The sequence below is a fragment of the Acinetobacter seifertii genome (genome assembly GCF_000368065.1).
GTDB lineage: Bacteria > Pseudomonadota > Gammaproteobacteria > Pseudomonadales > Moraxellaceae > Acinetobacter > Acinetobacter seifertii.
In genome coordinates this window covers 799,204-819,527 of the sequence record NZ_KB851200.1, presented here as the reverse complement: position 1 = coordinate 819,527, position 20,324 = coordinate 799,204, and the positions used below count along the sequence as shown (strand labels likewise).

17 protein-coding genes are annotated in these 20,324 nt (G+C 37.7%); 11 read left to right on the top strand and 6 right to left on the bottom strand.

Annotated features, from left to right (window positions below; genetic code table 11):
• Position 1 precedes the first annotated feature (1 nt).
• Together F985_RS11290 and F985_RS11285 are read right to left on the bottom strand one after the other, a co-directional pair.
• Positions 2-253 carry a hypothetical protein gene (locus F985_RS11290; RefSeq protein ID WP_004701014.1) on the bottom strand — a complete coding sequence of 84 codons (252 nt, stop codon included), beginning with the start codon at positions 251-253 and terminating at the stop codon, positions 2-4.
• A 307-nt stretch (positions 254-560) separates the two neighbouring features.
• Entirely contained in the window at positions 561-1,796 is a 1,236-nt protein-coding gene (locus F985_RS11285) for a mechanosensitive ion channel family protein (RefSeq protein WP_004701012.1), read from the bottom strand.
• 327 nt (positions 1,797-2,123) lie between these two features.
• Here F985_RS11285 and F985_RS11280 point away from each other — a divergent pair, with 327 nt between their 5' ends.
• The 8 genes from F985_RS11280 to F985_RS11245 all read left to right on the top strand — a co-directional run bounded on the left by F985_RS11280 (position 2,124) and on the right by F985_RS11245 (position 15,073).
• Entirely contained in the window at positions 2,124-3,071 is a 948-nt protein-coding gene (locus F985_RS11280) for a metal-dependent hydrolase (protein ID WP_004701010.1), read from the top strand.
• 363 nt (positions 3,072-3,434) lie between these two features.
• Positions 3,435-4,439 (top strand): 2,3-diaminopropionate biosynthesis protein SbnA, encoded by a 1,005-nt coding sequence (gene sbnA / locus F985_RS11275; protein ID WP_004701008.1) that lies wholly within the window; start codon positions 3,435-3,437, stop codon positions 4,437-4,439.
• Positions 4,440-4,460: 21 nt separating this feature from the next.
• Positions 4,461-5,474, top strand: a complete 1,014-nt coding sequence (gene sbnB, locus F985_RS11270) for a 2,3-diaminopropionate biosynthesis protein SbnB (RefSeq protein WP_003652251.1) — start codon at positions 4,461-4,463, stop codon at positions 5,472-5,474.
• A 71-nt stretch (positions 5,475-5,545) separates the two neighbouring features.
• A complete protein-coding gene (locus F985_RS11265) occupies positions 5,546-7,186 on the top strand; it encodes an IucA/IucC family protein (protein ID WP_081401354.1) in 1,641 nt (546 codons plus the stop codon).
• A 3-nt stretch (positions 7,187-7,189) separates the two neighbouring features.
• Positions 7,190-8,395, top strand: a complete 1,206-nt coding sequence (locus tag F985_RS11260; protein ID WP_004701005.1) for an MFS transporter — start codon at positions 7,190-7,192, stop codon at positions 8,393-8,395.
• Positions 8,392-11,919, top strand: a complete 3,528-nt coding sequence (locus tag F985_RS11255; RefSeq protein WP_004701003.1) for an IucA/IucC family protein — start codon at positions 8,392-8,394, stop codon at positions 11,917-11,919. The genes F985_RS11260 and F985_RS11255 overlap by 4 nt, the downstream gene beginning before the upstream one ends.
• Positions 11,912-12,685 carry an HpcH/HpaI aldolase family protein gene (locus tag F985_RS11250; RefSeq protein ID WP_004701000.1) on the top strand — a complete coding sequence of 258 codons (774 nt, stop codon included), beginning with the start codon at positions 11,912-11,914 and terminating at the stop codon, positions 12,683-12,685. Before F985_RS11255 ends, F985_RS11250 begins: the two co-directional genes overlap by 8 nt.
• A gap of 153 nt (positions 12,686-12,838) precedes the next feature.
• Positions 12,839-15,073 (top strand): TonB-dependent receptor, encoded by a 2,235-nt coding sequence (locus tag F985_RS11245; RefSeq protein WP_004700999.1) that lies wholly within the window; start codon positions 12,839-12,841, stop codon positions 15,071-15,073.
• Between the two features lie 65 nt (positions 15,074-15,138).
• Here F985_RS11245 and F985_RS11240 read toward each other — a convergent pair whose 3' ends face one another.
• Positions 15,139-15,693, bottom strand: a complete 555-nt coding sequence (locus tag F985_RS11240; protein ID WP_004700997.1) for a TetR/AcrR family transcriptional regulator — start codon at positions 15,691-15,693, stop codon at positions 15,139-15,141.
• A 649-nt stretch (positions 15,694-16,342) separates the two neighbouring features.
• Between F985_RS11240 and F985_RS11235 the strand changes: the two genes are divergently transcribed.
• Positions 16,343-16,870: a hypothetical protein gene (locus F985_RS11235; RefSeq protein ID WP_004700995.1), complete on the top strand. Its 528-nt coding sequence runs from the start codon at positions 16,343-16,345 to the stop codon at positions 16,868-16,870.
• An 80-nt stretch (positions 16,871-16,950) separates the two neighbouring features.
• Positions 16,951-17,430: a hypothetical protein gene (locus tag F985_RS11230; RefSeq protein WP_004700994.1), complete on the top strand. Its 480-nt coding sequence runs from the start codon at positions 16,951-16,953 to the stop codon at positions 17,428-17,430.
• Between the two features lie 165 nt (positions 17,431-17,595).
• Here F985_RS11230 and F985_RS11225 read toward each other — a convergent pair whose 3' ends face one another.
• Positions 17,596-17,934 (bottom strand): hypothetical protein, encoded by a 339-nt coding sequence (locus tag F985_RS11225; RefSeq protein ID WP_002048670.1) that lies wholly within the window; start codon positions 17,932-17,934, stop codon positions 17,596-17,598.
• 651 nt (positions 17,935-18,585) lie between these two features.
• On the opposite strand from F985_RS11225, the gene F985_RS11220 reads away from it, so the two are divergent.
• Positions 18,586-19,071, top strand: a complete 486-nt coding sequence (locus tag F985_RS11220; RefSeq protein WP_031944456.1) for an Lrp/AsnC family transcriptional regulator — start codon at positions 18,586-18,588, stop codon at positions 19,069-19,071.
• Positions 19,072-19,099: 28 nt separating this feature from the next.
• Here the strand turns inward: F985_RS11220 and F985_RS11215 are convergent, their stop codons facing one another.
• A complete protein-coding gene (locus F985_RS11215) occupies positions 19,100-19,657 on the bottom strand; it encodes a chorismate mutase (RefSeq protein WP_004700988.1) in 558 nt (185 codons plus the stop codon).
• A 78-nt stretch (positions 19,658-19,735) separates the two neighbouring features.
• Positions 19,736-20,324 (bottom strand): SDR family NAD(P)-dependent oxidoreductase (locus F985_RS11210; protein WP_004700986.1); only part of this gene is annotated, 589 nt, incomplete at its 5' end.

The window sequence follows — 20,324 nt, the reverse complement described above, 5'->3', positions numbered from 1 at the left end:
CTTATGCACTACTTAGTGCTGCTTCAAACATTTCAATAATTGCTTTGGCTCCTTCAGCCTTTTGCCTTGCGTCTTGATCATCGAAGATAATCGTTTCATCATTGAGTTCACTCACATATCGCCGGGCTTCGTCTAGAGCTCTCCTTAATTTTTGTACTTTGTGTTTGTTTACGTCTTTGGCAATGGTTGGCGCATATCCTCCACGTTTTGCGTTTTTAAGTTGTCTAGCTCTGTTCTCTATTGCTGTAGCCATTCAAACACTCCAACTCACCTAACAAATTTTATTAAAGCAACTTTATTGTTTGTTATTCTTAAACATTTAGTATTTTCTTTGTTCAAAGTGTCAAATTCGTTACTTAAGCCTCACTCCTTAAAAATTTTGGATCGAGTTTGCTCAAAAATCATTCTTTTCTAAGTTATGAAACGCGCATAACTCATATAGTCAATTTATACCGCTATTTAATAATAATTTTCCAAAAATTTTTATAAATTAATGTATAAAAATATTAAAAAAATGCTATCTACTTGAAAATTCAAAGAAGATAGCATTCTTGTCCCACTTACTCTACTGTAAGTTTTTGAAAATCATGGCCTGATGGTGCCTGATACACTCTTAAACCAAACTCAGGCAAAATCGCGATGAGATGGTCAAAAATGTCGGACTGAATTGCTTCATAAGAAACCCATGCAGTGGTATTAGTAAAGGCATAAATCTCTAGTGGTAGACCTTCACTCGTCGGTTGTAATTGACGAACAATTAAGGTTTGATTTTGTGCAATTCCTTTGTGCTGACGTAAATAGAATTCAACATACGCTCTAAATGTTCCGATATTGGTTAAACGTCTTTTGTTATAGCGAGACTGACTACCTAAATGCTTATTGAACTCATCAATCTCAGATTGTTTAGCATTGAGGTATTGATCTAACAATAGAAAATCTTTTAGCTTTTGCTGCTCTTCTTCAGTCATGAAGTGCACACTACTCTGGTCAATGAAAAGCGAACGCTTCATACGACGGCATCCAGCGTTACTCATACCGCGCCAGTTTTTAAAAGTGTCTGTAACAAGTTTATTGGTTGGAATAGTGGTATAGGTTTTATCAAAGTTTTGTACGGTTACAGTATGTAGTGAAATATCAATCACATCACCATCGGCATTTAGCGACGGCATTTCAATCCAGTCCCCTATACGTACCATGTCATAAGAAGCAATTTGTACACTCGCGACCAATGACAAAATCGTATTTTGGAAAACCAACATTAATACGGCTGCCATCGCACCAAAACCAGCAAGCAAGGTAAATACATCCTTTTTAAGGAATGTACCTAAAATCATTAAACCACAGACTACAAACAAGATGAGTTTAACGAGTTGCAAATAGCCCTTAATCGGCTTGTTTCTAGATTTTGGATTACGTTGATAGATTAAATTAAATATATTTAATAATTCACTGATCGTGAGCGCAATAGTCAGGAAAATAAATGCTTGCGCACCCATCTGTACCAAAGCAATTGCTTTTTCAGATAAGTGTGGAACGGTGGTAATACCATTCATAATCACAATAGCAGGAACAATATTGGCAAACCGCTTTATGACACTATGTTGAGCAAAGACAGATTGATTAAGTGACTTGATTTTAGTCACTAAATGACGAATACCCCGAACAATAATTCGCTTAGCAATGAAGTTTGCCAATGCAGCAAATAGAATTAAAATTGTGAGTGAAACTATCATTTCTAGCCAAGGATAATTGCTTAACTCAGCCTGAAGATCTCGATAATAATTAAAAAAATTCAAACCTCTACACCTTAAAACTTTATTTTCAATAATTTTAAAGTGTTCGTGTGCTATAGATTAAGACTTGTTTACATATGTCGTCATAAATACAACACGTCTATAATACTTAATCGCTAAATTAGATTAATTTATGGAAATATGATTCATACAGGCAATAAGCTTAAATTTTTAGAAAGTTCTTAAATAATTTCTAACTCAAAGCCGCTTTTATCTTTGTAGACCATCTAAATCAGATTTTTGTCCTTTAAGCACATGGTGAATAAATTTACCTAATGCTAAAAATTAGCCATTCGCATTAAATCAAAAATTATGAATGGAGTGACATCTATGCTCACAGGGAATCATCAACTTAAAGCAAGAAAAGTATATTTCGACTTTTCAGAGTCATCTGTATGTTGGATGCCAAATGACCCTCTGTGTTCACATGTTGCTAATGGCATAAATATGCTTTTGCCTGCGGGTGAGTTTTGGTTCTGCCGAGTGTTCAATAAAACTCTACCCTACATTAAGGATGAAAAATTAAAACAAGAGGTCGTTGGTTTTGTACGTCAAGAAGCAGCTCATGCTCGTGCCCATGAAAAAGCACAAGACTTTTTAAGGGAACATGGCTACGACATTCAAGATCCTCTCAATCGTGCTCATCTGGTTTTTAATATTTTATTAGGTGACAAGCCTCTTGGTATTCCTTTTTTAAAAGGTGAGAAAGTTGAGGAGTATTGGTTACTATTCCGAGTCGGTGTAATTGCTGCAATTGAGCACTTTACCGGAACAATTGGTCAATGGACTCTCGATAGTAAGTCGTGGGATAAGGCAGATCCTGCGATGGCAGATTTATTCCGTTGGCATCTTGCAGAAGAAGTCGAGCATCGCTGTGTTGCCTATGACTTATTTGAGCATTTATTAACAAATAAATTTGGTTTTTATATTTCTAGGCAAGCCATCATGATGGCAGTTTTCCCATTATTTATTTATTTTCTTGCCGATTTCGCCCGTAGTCTTGGGCGACAAGATTTGGAACACCAAGATATTCAAAAATTGATGCGTCGGGGTTACATTAATATTATTCGTGAGTTTGAAAAAACTGCTACTCAATCAGATAACCTACCAACAATCAAATATTTATGGAAAGCGACATTAAGATGGTTGTCTCCAAAATTTAATCCGATCCATGAAGGTGACACCGAACAAGCTTTAGCGTATATGGCTCGCTCACCTGCCGTTCAATACTTTGAACAAATGACACAACATCCTGCTACGGCTTCAACATTAAGCTAAATGCTGACCTATTTTTTGTTTTAATCAGCGCCCCTTTATAGGGGCTTTTTTTATGTAAAAAGCATTATTCACAAAATATATCCGTCATTTTTTCCAAAAGATTACTTTTTGTTAGTGTGATCATTTTTTATAAAATAGTAAGTTCCTGCCTATCTGCTTATATTTAAAAACTTAATTTATTTAGCCTTTTACAAAATATAGATTTTATTATTCAAAGAATTAGATCAAAAAAATTAGTGAAAATTCCTATAACTCATTCTACTTTTTCTTTACAAACCGCAACAATCTTGGAATAAATCGTAATAATAATTTAATTAATAATAATTATCATTTACAACACATAAAAACCTGAGAAGATCTGCCATGATCCACGAAAATATTCTCGAATGCATAGGTAAAACGCCACTATTACAACTATCAAGGCTATTCACGCATCAATCAGTCTCAGTGATTGCGAAAATGGAATTGTTAAACCCAGGAGGAAGTATTAAAGACCGTCCAGCATTATTCATGCTACGAGAAGGCTTAAAATCTGGAGTAATTCGTCAAGATAGTCACATTGTTGAAAGTTCGTCAGGAAACTTAGCGATTGCCCTTGCAATGGCTTGCAAAATATATGGATTAAAATTTACTGCCGTTATTGACCCCAAAATTGCCTCAGCAAATCTACAAATGCTGAAGCTTTACAAAGCCAATATTGAAATGGTCTCTGAAAAAGACCAAAACGGCGGTTATTTAAAAACCCGAATTGACACCGTAAAACGACTCTGCCAACAACTACCAAATGCTGTTTGGATTAATCAATACGCCAATCCAAACAACTGGAAAAGTCACTATTTTGGTGAAGCAGAAGAAATCTTAAATCAAATTGATCGCAAGATTGATTACCTTGTGATTGGAGCAAGTACCTCCGGCACGATTATGGGCGTGTCTCGTCGCCTTAAAGAAAGATTTCCAGAATTAAAAGTCATCGCTGTCGATATTGTCGGCTCTGTGCTGTTCGGTGGTACATCTGGTCCACGCGAAATTCCCGGGATTGGGGCAAGTACAGTCCCACCGCTGCTCTCCCCCGATGAAATTGATGATGTCATTTATGTAGATGACTATGAGTCGGCACTCGGTTGCAGAGAACTTCTTGAACATGAAGGAATCTTTGCAGGTGGCTCGAGCGGCTCATCTATTTCAGCCATCAAAAAACTGATTCCAACCATTCCAAAAGGTTCATGCGTCTTAACGCTGTTGCCCGATCGCGGAGACCGTTATCTCGATCTGGTTTATGAAGATGAATGGTTCGAAATGATCAAGAAGCGTCACTTCAATCGAAACACACGACGCCAAGAAAACCTTACTTTACAAAATGTTGTTTAACCTTCTCCTTAGGACATATTCATGAGCAATTTGGCTACCCTTCGCTATTTAAGTCAATCAGATTTATTAAATCTTGGCGCAAATCATAGTAATTCATTTATTGAAGCGATTACTGAAGGTTTAACCCTGCATGCAAATAAACAGTTTGTACAACCCTTAAAACCATACCTTCGCTGGCAAGGTGCAGACCATATTGCAGACCGTATTATCGCTATGCCTTGTTATTTAGGCGGCAATGACCCGATTGCCGGAATTAAGTGGATTGGTTCAAGACAACATAACCCTAAAAAATTCAATATTCCACGTGCCAGCGCACTGATTGTTTTAAATGACTCAGAAACAAATTATCCGGTTGCGGTGATGGAAGGTAGCCTCATCAGTGCTATGCGAACTGCTGCAATTACGGGTGTTTCGATTAAATATCTAGCGAAAAAAGACTTTTCTGACATTACTGTAATTGGCTGCGGTCCAATTGCTCAAATGCAGATTAAGACGGTGCTTGAACAATATGCTCAAGTGAAAAAAATCCATTTATTTGATGTGAACCCTGAAGCGGCTGAAAAACTCAAAGCGTTGTTCTTATCAGAATACCCACATCTAGAAATTGAAATTCATGACAGCGCCAAGTCTGCGATTCAGCAAGCCGATGTCCTCATTACCTGCACAGTTTCAGATAAACCTTACATTCCATTTGAGTGGCTTAAAAAAGGCTGCTTTGTTTCAAATATTTCAATTATGGACATTGAGCCTGAAGTCTTCTTAAAAGTGGACAAAGTGATTGTGGATGACTGGGACCAATCAAACCGAGAAAAGAAAGTTATCAATGTGCTGGTTGAAGATGGCTTATTTAGCCGTGAAAAACTACATGCTGAACTTGGCGACATCATTATTGGTCATAAAAACGGCCGCGAACACGAAGATGAAATCATTTTGCTCAACCCAATGGGCATGGCGATTGATGACATTGTCTGCGCTAAATGGTTCTTCAATGCTGCCCAAGAACAAAACGTTGGCACGGTTCTACCGCTTTTATAAGAATAGGAATAACTAAAATGATAGATCGGATTTACACAGCACAACTACAAAAAACGATAGATGCACTCTACATGGAGAATTATGGAGATTTTAAAGATCATATTTCCTATAAAAAGCCTTATCTGGCAATTACTCTCAATGATGAGTTGGAACTCTATTTCAACTGTTTAAAAGTAGATGGTGTAAATCCTTTCTATATTACTCAACCCGAAGTTTTGCTTGATAACCTCTTAAACAATACAACGTCTAAAATTTCTATTTCTGAAGTTTTTACCTATTTAACCAAAGCAACTTGGTGGCCATCGCCACACCATCAAAAAGCGATTAATTATTGGCTCGACAACTTAGTGACGGCTGAAAAAGTTCCTCAAATTGTACAGTCAGCCCTTTCATTTTCTTCGCCTTTGATTACTAGTGAATTGCTATCACTGGTAGCTGATCGTCCATTTCATCCATTCGCTCACTCAAAAGGTGAACTTGCACCACTCACAACTCAAAAAGAAATTGAGGTGTACTGGTGGGCATTTAAGAAAGATGACGTGATTAATAATATGGAGTCGATTCCTCACAAAGAGCTTCTGTTATCAGAAGTTGAGGAAAGTCTTATTGCTGACAAAATGGCTCAGCTTTCAGATGATTACTTAGCCCTGCCGTTGTTAGAGACGCAACATCGCTATTTAAAGTTTGAAGAAAATAAGTACGACGGTATTGACCTAAACCATGTCACCACCATTGGTTTACCGACCTCTTCTTTAAGAACGCTTATTCACAACACAAACCCGACTCTGCATTTAAAACTTTCAACCAATGCCAAAACATTAGGTGCAATCCGCTCCATGCCAGGTCGTTATTTAATGAATGGTCATACGGCTTATGATTTTTTAAATGACGTCATTAATGAAACTGCTTTATTAAAAAATCGTCTCTTTTTGAGTAATGAAACACATTGGTGGGTACTCGGTAAACAAGAGCCGATTGTAAAAAATTTAGGTGTAATCGGTTGCCAAGTCCGACATTTACCGGATATTTGCCGAGACCAAAACGTTACTCCAATCACTATGTCAGCTTTAAGCTGTACCTATGTTGACCCTTGGGAAACATTGGGCATTGAAGGCGACAAATGGACATTATTAAAAGACTTAAGTGTTCATTTTATTCAAACATTCTTAACGCTTTGGGCAAAAGGCATCATGCCTGAATGCCACGGGCAAAACACGATGGTGTGTTATGAAAATAATAAGTTGAAATGCTTTATTTTACGTGACCACGATACCTTAAGAATATGTACCACAGCCATTGAAGAAAGTGGTTTTACACCTCCGGTTTATACCATTGATACCAGCACACCGAACAATCTTATCTTTACTAAAAATGAAGACTTATTTAATTACTTCATTACTTTAGGGATTCAAATTAACCTCTACCCAATTGCTTTAGCTACTTTGAAATATACGGAGCATACGGAAAGCGATTTTTGGGAAATGGTTCAAGACATTATTCAAGATTTTGTAGAAACCCAACCTATTTCAGAACAAACAAAATCGCAAATTCAAACCTATCTTTTTGACAATAAGACTTGGCCATTCAAACAGCTACTTACGCCTTTACTTGCGCAAGAAAGCGACTCAACAGGCATGCCAAGTAAAATCGGAACTACGCCAAACCCTTATCACAGCTTATCTGTTTCTAGCTATGAGACCATGGATATCTAAATCATGCGCTCATCTCGCCTAGATCATTTCATTATTTTGCTCTGTCAGTTTTTTTCCACTTTTGGGCTTATGGTGCTGATTCCAATCATGCCGCTCTATATGGAAAAACTGACGGCGCATATGAGTGCTCCCACTATCTGGGCAGGTTTGGCACTCGCGGCTCCGGCTATTGGCAGTTTATTTACCGCACCGATTGTAGGTCATCTATCCGACACATTCGGCCATAAAAAAGCCTTGTTACTTTCACTGGCTGGGTTCTGTATTTCAATACTGCTCATGGCGAGCGCCCAGCATTTATACCTATTTATTTTCGCGCGAATTTTACTCGGCTTTTGCGGTCTTTCGGTCATTTTAAATGCCTATGTTTCATATCTTTCTAATGAACAACAACGTGGTGCCGCTTTTGGGCAACTACAAAGTAGTGTTGCGTTAGCTTGCCTATGTGGCCCCGTGCTCGGCGGGATATTTATGGATCAATGGCGGGTTGAAGTATTACTCAACGCGACAGCATTTGTTGTGATGACACTCATTATGATCGCGTCATTTGTACTAACCAAGCCCGTTAAAACCGAGGCGCCAAAAACCAAAGAGAAATCTAAGCTTCCAGCTTTCTTTGATAAAACGATTTTTTCATGGTTAAGCGCTGGCATTTTGGTTCAAGCCGGTGGCTTTGGTTTGGTGTCTTGCTTCGTTTTATACATTAGTGAAATAAGCCAAAGCACTCACTCTTCGTTATCTGCTGCAAGCTTAACAGGCACCATTCATGCACTTTCATGGGGAGCCGCTTTTATTGCTGCAACCTATTGGGGAAAAAGAAATGATGATAAAGGAGATTCTTTTAATAACTTCATTTACGCATCTTTAATTTGCGGTATCACGATTTTCGCATTGATCTGGGTTTCGAATATTTGGCTAGTTCTTGTATTACGACTCATACAAGGCTTTTGTTTTGCAGCCCTGATTCCTTCAATCTTACACACCATTTCTCTAAAAGCTGGCGCTCAAAGCCAAGGAAAAGTGATTGGCATTTCAAATAGTGCCTTTGTCTTAGGACAGCTTATTGGCCCAATCACCATCACGCTCACCTACTCATTTTTCAATATTACCGCGGCATTAATCTGCACCTCACTATTTTTTATCGGTGCGGGATTAGTGGTGATTTTGAACAGATTCTTAATGGACACAATTTTAGAAGAGGCACAAGAATGAACTCAATTATTACAACAGATGCATGGTCTTATAAACTTTTCGAACAGTACCTGAATACTTTCTTTCGTGAACTCAAAGTGAATCTTGAAGAATGCATTATTCCAGCTCAAGACTCTCCTTTATTCACCCTATATGCAGAGCAACCAGACACCCTATGTTTTGCTTATACATTTCATGCATCTAACACGGTTGTTTATGGCGTAGTTCAGCACTTATCAACTACGGGTTATCATAGATATCAACGTGGTTTTGTTCTGCAAAATTTAAGCGACAATACATTTGACTCGCTCACCGACCCTAAAAGTTTAGTGAAGCTGATTACAGATGAACTGAATAGCTTATTTAAAGATAAAAACCAAAATAAAAATCTGTACTCCGATATTGCCAATAGTATCGAGAACACAAAATTCTTTTTAGAAAATAAGCCATCTCAAACAGCAACTAAAGCATTGAGTGGCTTTCAGGCTACTGAACAAGGCATGCTATATGGGCACCCTTTTCATGTGACCTCTAAAGCCAATTTAGGTTTTTCTAAAGAGGACATGAAAAAGTATAGCCCTGAGCTAGGCGCAAGTTTCCAACTCCACTACTTTGCAATTCATTCTTCTTTAATCCAAAAGTTAGTTAGCGAAACCGAACCTTCTCACCGTATTGAAGATGAAGTTTTAGAAGTTGCAAAAGATCGTTTGCAAGAAAACTTCACAAATTATGAACTCATGCCAACGCATCCGTGGCAAGCCAATTTCTTACTTCAACATCCATCGTTAAAGAAACATTTAGACAGCCAAGACGTAATATATCTGGGCGCTTTAGGTCAAACCGTATGGCCAACCTCATCTGTTCGCACAGTGTGGCTACCTCAATCGAACCTATTCTTAAAACTCTCTATTGATGTACGCATTACCAGTTTCATTCGTAATAACCCAATGGATGAAATGGAACGCGCGATTGATGCGAGCAAAATTATTATTAATCACAAGATTAATGAGCAATATCCCGACCTTGTGATTCTGCCAGAGTTAGAAGCAAAAACAGTCAAAATTCCTGAGCTTGAGAGTTCATTCGGCATTATTTATAGAGCTGGGCTCACTCCTGATGTATTAGAAAATACCCGAATGCTAGGCGGCTTGGTTGAAGAAAACGAAAACCATGAAATCCCACTTTTAAGCTTTATCCAACAAGCAGCACCAAATCAAAACTTACAATCGAACGATGCCAAAGACTTCATTACTTTTTGGTGGAAACAGTACATTAAAGTTTCGCTCATTCCATTAATTGAGTTGTTTGCAAATAAAGGCATTAGCGTAGAAGCGCACATGCAAAACAGCTTAATGGAATTTAAAAATGGCTATCCACATCGTCTTATTCTGCGAGATATGGAAGGCATTAGCATTGTTCCAGAAATGATAGAAGATGACTCATCTATTTCTGAAGATAGTACCGTTTGGTTCTCTCAAAAAGATGCTTGGACCTTTTTAAAATATTACCTCGTAATCAATCACATTGCTCATCTCATCAGTGCAATTGCACGAGTTACAGCAATTGATGAATCTGAGCTTTGGCAAGCCACACGCCTTACACTCACACAAGAAAACTTTAGCGCCAAAGGCCAGCAATACCGCGATTTATTAATTAATTCACTCACATTACCAATTAAGGCAAATATGTTAAATACGCTCTACCACAGTGGTGGCAATCCTATCTGGATTGAAGTTGAAAACCCTATTTATAAATATCGCGGCGCAGAAGCGCTTTGCCCTCTTCAACCAACACAACAAACCAATTATAAAACCCTCGCGGAAAACCGCGTGATGGGCCAATTATTAGAAGCACTCATTTTTGAAAATACTTTTAAATACGAGTTTTCTAAAGGTCAAATCAAGTTCTATATTTCCGATACCGTTTTTTATACCTGTGCGGCCAAACGACATTTTAGTTTTAAACGAATTAAGTTAGATCCTTCAAGCTTAGTTCGTTCTGATATTACTTTAGGCACTGAAACTCGCCCTAACTTAAAAACGCTACTTGCCGACCTCAAAAATATTATTGAAGCTGACCCAGTTAAATGGCAAAACTTTAATGATGAGCTGAATTTAACTTACGTTAAACATGCGCAGACTTTGAGCCAAGCCCCTGCTCAACCTTTAAGAACTTTGCCTTACCTAGAACAAGAGGCACGCATCACCAACGCGCATTTATATCACCCAAGTTTTAAGTCTCGTATCGGCTTCGATTTAAAAGAAAACCAGAAATACGCACCAGAGCTTTCTGAAGGTTTTACGGTTCAATGGGTGGCAACTCATAATAGTTTATGCAAACTGGTTTTGAGTGAAACCATTAACTTAGAGCAGCTCTATAAACAGCATTTTTCAGAAAAAGATCTACAAGCCATTAATGATCAACTGAAAGAACAAAATGTAGATTTTAAAGATTATATCCTTACTCCAATTCACCCGTGGCAGTGGGATAAAATTATTGAATTATATTATCAAGATGCAATTAGCAACCAACTGATCATACCGTTAGATATTGAAGGTCCGACTTATTTACCGCAGCAGTCGATTCGAACTTTATCAAATATTAGCGATATTTCGGCGCTTTCTCTTAAGTTGGCCATGAACTTGGTCAATACCTCTACCTCTCGTGTATTAGCACCACATACCGTTCAAAATGCAGCAAAAATGAGTGACTGGCTGTATAACATTGTTGAGCAAGACCCTATTTTAGAAAAACAGCGCAAGCCTGTTATTTTAAGAGAGATTGGCGGCCTTTCAGTGAACCAGCAGATTGCGCTACCTGTTCAATACGGCGCTCTCGCCTGCATTTGGCGTGAAAGTATTTACAGCTACTTAAAAGAAGGCGAATCAGCAACGCCTGTAACAGGGTTGATGCAAGTTGATACGGACCAAAAACCTCTTATTGATGAGTGGATTCAAGAGTACGGTATTGAGTTCTGGTTAGAAAAATTACTCAGCAATGCCTATTTACCAATCATGCATATTTTATGGTGCCACGGCCTCGCTTTAGAGTCACATGCGCAAAACATGGTACTGATTCATAAAAATGGCTTACCTGTTAAAGCGGCCTTGAAAGATTTCCATGATGGAATCCGTTTTAGTCGTCATCTTTTACGTGAGCCGAACCTTTTACCTAACTTGCAAGATGCTCCAAAGGAACATGCCAAAATTAACCCGAACTCATTCTTAGAAACCCACTCTCCAAATGAGTTAAGAGACTTTACTCAAGATGCGCTTTGGTTTGTAAATCTGGCTGAGTTAGCAATTTTCTTAAATGAACATTATGACTTCGATGAAATCAAATTCTGGACCATGTTAAGAACCATCATCAATCAGCATAAAGAAGCTCATCCAGAGTTTAGCGAACGATATGAATTGTTTAACTTTACAGATGACACCATCGATATTGAACAGCTCGCAAGCCGCCGTTTTCTTCCGGAAATTCGCTTAAGAGTACAAACCACGCCAAACCCGCTCAGCCTAATTAAGGAAATTGAATATGAATAAGCATTCGATTTCTTTTAAGAAACGAATAGCAAATGGTGAGACGCTCTACGGAATATTTTGTTCCGTAGCTTCGCCAATTAATGTCGAGCAACTGGCACTAGCGGGCTATGACTTTATTATTATCGACTTGGAACATACTTTATTTAGTACGTCTCAAGTCGAGACTATGATTTTAGCTGCTAGAGCCATGCCTCTTGATGTGTTTGTAAGAGTGCCGTTAAACGCGAACCACCTCTTACTACCTCTGCTCGATGCAGGGGTAACAGGCATTGTGTTTCCACGTATTGAAAATGCTCAGCAAGCTCAAGAAGCTGTGAACTATTGCCACTATATGCCGCTTGGGCAAAGAGGACTCAACTCAACAAGATTAAATCGATATGGCATGGACGATTTAGCGAGTTTTGTTCAACAAGCCTCAAACGAAACGGTTGTCGTTGCCATGATTGAAAGCTTAGAAGGACTACAACAACTAGATGAAATTTTAAAAGTCGAAGGTATTGATATTATTCTGGAAGGTGCTGCCGACCTTTCTCAATCGATGGGAATACCGTGGCAAACTAGCCATCCAAAGGTGAAAGAAAAAGTTCAAGAGATGTATTTAAAGACTAAAAATAGTCAAAAGCATTTTTGTGCTATTCCCCGACAACCTGAAGATATCGCGGCATGGAAACAGCAATCTGTTCAGCTTTTTGTACTCGGCGATGACCGCAGCATTATTCGCCGTGCCCATCAAAACCATCTAAACACCTTTAAAGACAACTCATAACTGTTCAAATCTTTTTAGGGGAATAAAAGCCTATTCCCCTAATTCATTGAATAAATTTCAAATATATTTTTTTAAAGCAATTAATAATATTGTTAATTACAATGATTCTCATTTATAATTCGGTCAATTTAAAATCACTCTCAGGGCGAGACAATGAGAAATAAGAAAAGTAATAAGCTTTTAACGAGGAAATCTGAAGTTAAAAATATCATTCCACTTCTTTCACTTGGTGGAGCCATTATTCTTTCAAACTCAGCATTTGCAGCTTCAACTTCTGACACCGCAGAAACAGAAAAAAAGCCTGAAGCCCTCCCTACTATTACAATTGCCGCTTCACGTGCAGATGAACTTTCTACCTCTGCTAAGCAAGTCACTAAGCTCGATGAAAAACAAATTGAACTTTTAAAAAATGGATCGTCTGGCAACATTGCGACTGTTTTAGCCAAAGCCGTACCGGGCCTATCGGACTCAAGCCGAACCATTACCGATTATGGACAAACTTTACGTGGCCGTAATGCGCTTATTTTGGTCGATGGTGTTCCTATGAACCTTACACGTGATACAGCGAGAGGACTTTCAGCCATTGACCCTGAAAGTATTGCCAACATTGAAGTGATTCGCGGTAGTAACGCAATTTATGGTGGCGGCGCAGCGGGCGGTATTATTTCAATTACTACAAAAGCTGCGGGCGGTGAACCTACGGCTAAAACCGTCGTTGGACTTCAAACACCACTTACAAATCTGCGTTCTAATGCTTTAAGTGGTGATATTCACCAGTATTTTACGGGCAGTTTTAACGCTTTTGACTATGCGCTCGACTTTGGTTATCAACGTATTGGTAGCCCGTACGATGCAAGTGGCGACCGTGTTGCACCAGAACCAAGTCAGGGCGACCTTTACGACTCAAATGGATATAGCATCGGTGGTAAGCTGGGTTACCACATTGATGACAACCAATACCTACAGTTTGCTGCAAACTACTATAATGCCGAGCAAGACTCAGACTATGCATCTGACCCAAGTGTTAAAAAAGCTCCAGCTGGTACAGTGCCAGCCAAAGCCATTAAAGGCTTAAAGCTCAAAGACCAAAATAAAAATGAAAACCAGATCTACAATTTGACCTATACCAATAAAGACTTATTAGGTAATAAGGTTGATGCTCAAATTTATTACCGTGATTTCTTTACCCGTTTTTCACCGTTTGATGCCCGTGCAAATGCCAACCGTGGTAAACAAGTCGACCAGATTTATCAAGAAAATAACGTACTCGGTAGCCGCTTAACCGTGACCACTCCCCTTGAGTTTTTAGGTGATACATCATTGGTTTGGGGTGGTGACTTTAGCCGCGAAAAAAGCGAAATGCCTTTAGATATTTTCGACCCTAATATTTATGATCAATCTGGCGGTTTAGAGTTTGTAAAAATCGGAAAACTGATTTATCTACCTGAACTGACCACGCAAAGTGTCGGTGGTTTTGTACAGTTAAAACACCGCTTTACTGACCAATGGTCAGCAGAAGCTGGTACACGCTATGAAGATAGCTATGCCCAAATTGATAGCTTTGTTCCATTATCACAATTAGGCAAAACCAATCCTTACACGGTTCCAGGCGGAAAAGTAAAAGCTGATGCATGGTTATACAATGCCAATGTGACTTTCTCACCAAACGACCAGCACTCGATCTATGCATCGTTTAACCAAGGTTTTCAGTTACCTGATGTTGGTTTAATTATTCGTAATGCTGGTGAAGGTTTTAACCTTGGATCATCATTCTTAGAGCCTGTAAAAGTTGATAACTACGAGCTTGGCTGGAAAGGTAACTTTAATAACTTCTCTTCAAGCTTAGCGGTATTCCACTCTACTTCTGACTTAGGTGCTGTGCAATCATTCAACAATGGTTTAGTGCTGGCTCGAACGAAAGAGAAAGTTACTGGGGTTGAAGCAACACTTGATTATCTTGATGATGCAAATGTGTGGGGAACTGGCGGTAGTGTTACGTGGATGAAAGGCCGTGAAAAACCTCAAAACGGTTCTGAACAAGACATGACGGGCTTCCGTATTCCACCATTAAAACTCACAGCTTATGTTTCTTATAGTCCAACTGAAACTTGGACGAACCGATTACAAGCAACTTACTTCGGTTCAGAAGATTACCGTCTAAATGGTGTAAACAGTTTTGGTCGCTACGATGTAAAATCTTATACCACAGCAGATTTAATCAGTAGCTTTGCGCTGAACAAGAAAGACACCATGACCATTGGTTTAGAAAACATGTTTAACCGCAAGTACTACCCGCTTTATAGCCAATTACTAAGAACAAGCGATAACACTAGCCACTTACTCGCAAATGGTATAACGCTTAAAGTGACTTATAGTCATAAGTGGTAAGAACTTTGCTTAGTTCCTAATACAGTAAAAGCCCCGACCTCGGGGCTTTTATTATCTTGAGTATTTTATAAAAACATCGCTATAAAATATTGGAATTGCTTGTCTCTTTCATCTACATCGTTATGACTCAGCCTTTGAATAATAGCACCTTCAATCATCTGTAAAAATAGTTTAGCCTCATCATAAGAAGTATACGCTTTAAGCATTCTTAGCTGACTATAGATTTCATTGGTGAGCCACATTCTATATCTCACTGCAGTTTGATAAGCGTTTGGATAATTATTTTTAGTTTCAAAAATGGTTTTCAATAACAGGTAATACGGCCCTTCCAAGTCTGTATGTAAGTCATATAGTGTTTTGAGTTTGTCTCTCACGTTTGAGTCTTGGTCATATTCCACCATTGCAACGACTTTGTCTTGAAGACGTTGTTTTTGCACAAGTAGGCAGATTTCAATAAACCGCGCTTTGGATTGGAAGTAATGATAAAACGTCATTTTTGTAATTTCAGACTCTTTCACTATTCTGTCGACACCCACTAAATGGAATCCGTGGTGGTGAAATAAATCAATCGCCTTATTAATAACTTTTAAAGCACGTGTAGAAAGTACTAAAGGTGACATAGTTGTACCGTTTAAAATAATTTTTTGTTGTATATAAAAGAGATAGAAATGCCATCACTCTTAAATTGAGCGCTAAAAACAGGCATGTAAAAGCGACACAACAAAGGTGTGCTCGCCTATCTCGGGTTTATTGTTGCTATGATTTTTGAGTCGTAACGATTCTTAAGGTGCAGAAAACCTAGAGTCGATTAAACCGATTTATAGAATGTTTAAATAGTATGGACAGATAGACTTTGGCAAAGGCCAATAAATGAGAAGAAATAGTACGCATAGCGAACTCCTAGATGAAATAGAAGTTCTACCCAATCACTGTCAAATGATTATGGTGGTAGAACGAAGGCGGGTTGACAGACCAGTCATCTAGGAACTGGCACGCCCGAAGGCGTCCCTCCTCCGTCCTACCGCTACGAAGGGAGACGAACGAGTTCAACACCAAAAAATTACTTTCTTGATGTTCTAGATGATGGCGACCTGTCAAAGTCGACTGGCAATGTAGGCCAGCAGGCAAAGGATAATCGGAGAGATTTGGGGTGTCAATGTGATATTGGCTAGAAAATGGATAAATAATTTTTGTTTTTCATTAGATTAGATTCGTTAATCTGTTGAATAGAATATATTATATTTGCTTAACGCACATTAACTTATAAATATGAATACGATCTCAGCTACTCTTTTACGTGAACATCTGATTGAAGGATGTATAAAAGATGCTAATGGTAATTTTAAACCATTCCCTATTCTTGCAATTGATAATATTCCATTAAATATATGGGTGCACCAGAATACCCAAATTATTGATCGTGCAGAAACTTTAGTTCCAGCTCAAGGTTGGTTATATGATTATGATAGTGAGTTAGCATTAAGTAATGCATGGAAACTTCTTAAGCCTGAAGTTTATAAAAATGGAGCTGTTTCAACAGTGGTTCCAATATTAATTTGCTCTGATGATTTAGATCTAGCATGCAGCGTAATTATGGTTGAACAAGTTGTTTCAGCAGATCAAGTCGTATGGGCTCGTTTTGGTCTTGCATTTAACCATATTCACGATGTTGTGACATCCGTAGTTTGGGAAACCTCACCTTCTGCTCCGCGGTTAAGTTTTTCGTTGAGCGAATTTGAAAAAGCATATAATGATTTAAAAGAATTAGACAAAAAATGGAGTGAAGGTTTTATCTAGTTTTTTTAAATATGACCACATATTGAAAGATGCTGCTCTTACCTTCTCTAAATATCATGTAATAAATTTAGGTTAAATAAATGTCTAATAGTTATAAATTTCAATTAAAAATGGAGCTAGATCTAAAATTAATCACGCCTGAAGAGATTCAGAACTGGGCCGTGCATGCACTAGAGAATGATCCAACAAATGAGCTAGCTTTAGACATCTGTTTTTTATCAAACACTGAGCAAATATTACAATATTTCAGACTCACAGAAAAAAGTGAATTTAGTGAAACTTCGGTAGATGAAATAACAAGGAAAGTTTTAGAAAATTTTATTTTTAAGTATATAAATATTGTGAATCATAAAGACCAGATATATTCTTTTTTTCAAAATATTGTTTCCATACATCCTTACTTAGAAAAAGAAGAATTACGGTTTTTAATTTACTCATATGAGACTCAACTAGATATGGCATTAGAAGGCTTTTCAGAATTAGAGCCTGAAACACTATGGGAAAATTTTAAATTAGAGTTAAAAGAACACCTCTCATCTTCGACTCATTCTCATACCTAAAATATGATCACCAATAGATCTAAAAATAGATGGTTTTTATATTGATTAGGTTATTAGTGATTATTTTCTGATTTAACTGATAGTTATATACTGTGATACACCGATAAAATGAATCATAAAATCCATTTTATCGGCTTGCCTACAGAGGCTTTTTAAGATCCCATTTTATTTTCTAATATAGTTTGGAAACTCTTTTAAAACCGTGCTACATAATTGACCTTTCATATCTTCACGTTTGCGTGCTTCAAATTGGTCCATACCTAATCTCATAACTTCTTTACCATACTTTTCACCTAGTTCATGTTTGGTACATTTGTCAGATTCATGAACTAATTCTTGTGAAGTATAGTGATAATTACAATCAAGTTGAGCACGGCTTAAAAAACCATGTAGTTGTACTGTTCTCTCGCAAGTTGTTCGCTGTATATAAGTTTTAGGCTCTTGAGCAGCATAAACTGATGACCCTACCAATAAAGTGAAAGCTGTTACTAAAAAATTACGCATTATTTCCCCGATAAAATTATTAAAAGTATAAGTGGCAATGTTGCGGGTGTATTAAATAATAATTGTTTATAAGTGTCTATTAATAATAAGAAAGTTAGATAAATCCTCTTATCTTTTGAATATTTCATCACCTTATTAAAATTATGGAATTAAGTTTAATGAATAAGTGATATAAGTTTTTATAATTATCTTTATTAGTTAAATTAAATCTTTATTCTAGTTAGGCATTCTATTAAGCTTAATAAAAGAGATTATAAAGCTATATAAGAATAGCTATAAAATAAAAATGAGAATTAACTTCATTAAATCAGTTCATTTAGTCTTTTGAAAGAATATGCGATAGACATGCAAATAGATTTTTTTAAATAAAACTAAGATATATGTGAAATTTTTTTTTAAAGCAATTTTAGAAGCAAAAAATACGCATCTTTAAATTTTTATAAGATCCGCAAAGAGCACTGTTTAGTCACCCTTACTGAAACAGTGCTCTTTGCTCCATCACAACTCCTATCCAGTAGAGTCCGATGCATAGAAATAGTGTATGGCTGTCTCACTTAAAATGTTGACTGTATTTTCAGTTTTTTTAAATGATATCAGCATAAAAATCACGTATATTAAAAATTAACAGAAGAATCTTCTTTGGTTTATATTTTGAACAGCACAGAATACACACTAGATCGCATAGATCGGAAAATATTATCTGCCCTTCGTGGAAATGGCCGCTTAACAGTTGCACAGCTCGCCGAAGAAGTTGGGCTTTCATCCTCGCCCTGCTGGACTCGACTCAAACGTTTAGAAACTCTAAAAATTATTGAAGGCTATACGGTAAACGTAAACCCAAAAGCGATTGGCATTCATGAGTTATTCTTTATTGAAATTACGCTAGAACGCCACGACGACGAAATGCTAGAAAACTTTAGTGAAGCTTTGGCAGATATTCCTGAAGTGGTCGAGGCGCATTTAGTTACGGGTGACTATGATTACTTGGTGAAAGTGGCCGTAAAAGATGCCGAACATTACGAACGCTTTTTACGTAAAAAGCTCTATTCGATTAAAGGTATTCGGCACACGCGTTCAACCTTTGCCCTACGACCACTTAAATCTGCCAACACTGCAGACTTAATGTTGATTGAATAATTGACTTATATGAGCCGCTTTAGGTGCTTCATTGTTTTAATTTGATTTTATTCAATGTTGCACATAAAGCCTTCTTATCGGCTTCTTTTAGCTGAGGGTGCTGAACTGGCCACATATAGCTACAGCCATGCGGTGCCTTGTTATTATTTTTCTTAAGTTCATAGGCAATATTTTTTAAAAGTTCGGTGTTTAAAGAACTAATTTTTAAACGCACTTCGCTTAAGTCCTGAGGCTTCCAGTTGGTTTCAGGGCTAGACAACCAATCTGCTCTATATCGGTACTGAATAGCTTTTGCTACATTCATTTGTGTCACTATAAACGGCTTTACCGTTTCGCTATTCAGTCCAAAAGACTCGGCTTCAGAAAGTGATTGGTCAAGTACTTTCTTTTCTTGAGCTAAATCTTCAATCGGTAAATGCTGCTCTGCTTTATAGCCTGCGACATCTTTCATATAAGATAAGCGCTCGTTAACTAAACGTGCTGTTTGATCATATTGATATGCTTGTGCCAATGAAGAAAAGCACATCAAAGCTGCCACTGTAGTCGCTACTTTAACCGTTTGTTGAACGTTCTTAATATTTAACATTTAAGTACCTATCGAAATCATTGTTGTGCTGTCATTCCAAAGCAGTACTCTATTTTAAGAACCCTCAAAAGTAAAATCTCACGATATGCTAAGCTCTTGGCTCCATGCAGAGTCAGATTGGTGATAGATGTGCTGACATACGTGTTTAACAGATGAAATAAAGTGCGGGTTTTGTCCATCCCATTTTTCTACCATGCAATACGTCACATGTATGCCTTTGGGCTGAAACTCTCTTGCCAATGACTGTGATAACGCTCGAATACCCGCAAACATACTTTGGCTTAATACATCGTGGTGAGGTGAACTGTGAGATGGTGCTCCAAGAAAAATAACTGTACCTCTTTGCTGCTTTAACATCGGTTTCAGCACTAGTTGCGACACGCTCACTGCACTTAAACCTGTAGTCTGCCAACTGTGCTCAATTTCTTCTAAAGATAAAGATTCAATATTTGGCGCAGATGAAAAATTTGGCTGAAAGACGCATAACTCAATGGTATGGCGATGCTCTGTTATATATTTCAGCAGACTTTTTAAATGCTTAGTATTTACCAAGTTTAAGCGAACACTTGTTATGAACCGTACCGGGTTTGTCGGAGACCACTTTTCTTGAGAGAATGTCCCGATGAAAAAAGTAAAATACACCCCTGAAATCAGAGATAGAGCGGTT

Coding starts and splice junctions, on each gene's coding strand:
- F985_RS11290 (WP_004701014.1), bottom strand. CDS start 253: ATGGCTACAGCAATAGAGAACAGAGCTAGACAACTTAAAAACGCAAAA.
- F985_RS11280 (WP_004701010.1), top strand. CDS start 2,124: ATGCTCACAGGGAATCATCAACTTAAAGCAAGAAAAGTATATTTCGAC.
- sbnA (WP_004701008.1), top strand. CDS start 3,435: ATGATCCACGAAAATATTCTCGAATGCATAGGTAAAACGCCACTATTA.
- sbnB (WP_003652251.1), top strand. CDS start 4,461: ATGAGCAATTTGGCTACCCTTCGCTATTTAAGTCAATCAGATTTATTA.
- F985_RS11265 (WP_081401354.1), top strand. CDS start 5,546: ATGGAGAATTATGGAGATTTTAAAGATCATATTTCCTATAAAAAGCCT.
- F985_RS11260 (WP_004701005.1), top strand. CDS start 7,190: ATGCGCTCATCTCGCCTAGATCATTTCATTATTTTGCTCTGTCAGTTT.
- F985_RS11255 (WP_004701003.1), top strand. CDS start 8,392: ATGAACTCAATTATTACAACAGATGCATGGTCTTATAAACTTTTCGAA.
- F985_RS11250 (WP_004701000.1), top strand. CDS start 11,912: ATGAATAAGCATTCGATTTCTTTTAAGAAACGAATAGCAAATGGTGAG.
- F985_RS11245 (WP_004700999.1), top strand. CDS start 12,839: ATGAGAAATAAGAAAAGTAATAAGCTTTTAACGAGGAAATCTGAAGTT.
- F985_RS11240 (WP_004700997.1), bottom strand. CDS start 15,693: ATGTCACCTTTAGTACTTTCTACACGTGCTTTAAAAGTTATTAATAAG.
- F985_RS11235 (WP_004700995.1), top strand. CDS start 16,343: ATGAATACGATCTCAGCTACTCTTTTACGTGAACATCTGATTGAAGGA.
- F985_RS11230 (WP_004700994.1), top strand. CDS start 16,951: ATGTCTAATAGTTATAAATTTCAATTAAAAATGGAGCTAGATCTAAAA.
- F985_RS11225 (WP_002048670.1), bottom strand. CDS start 17,934: ATGCGTAATTTTTTAGTAACAGCTTTCACTTTATTGGTAGGGTCATCA.
- F985_RS11215 (WP_004700988.1), bottom strand. CDS start 19,657: ATGTTAAATATTAAGAACGTTCAACAAACGGTTAAAGTAGCGACTACA.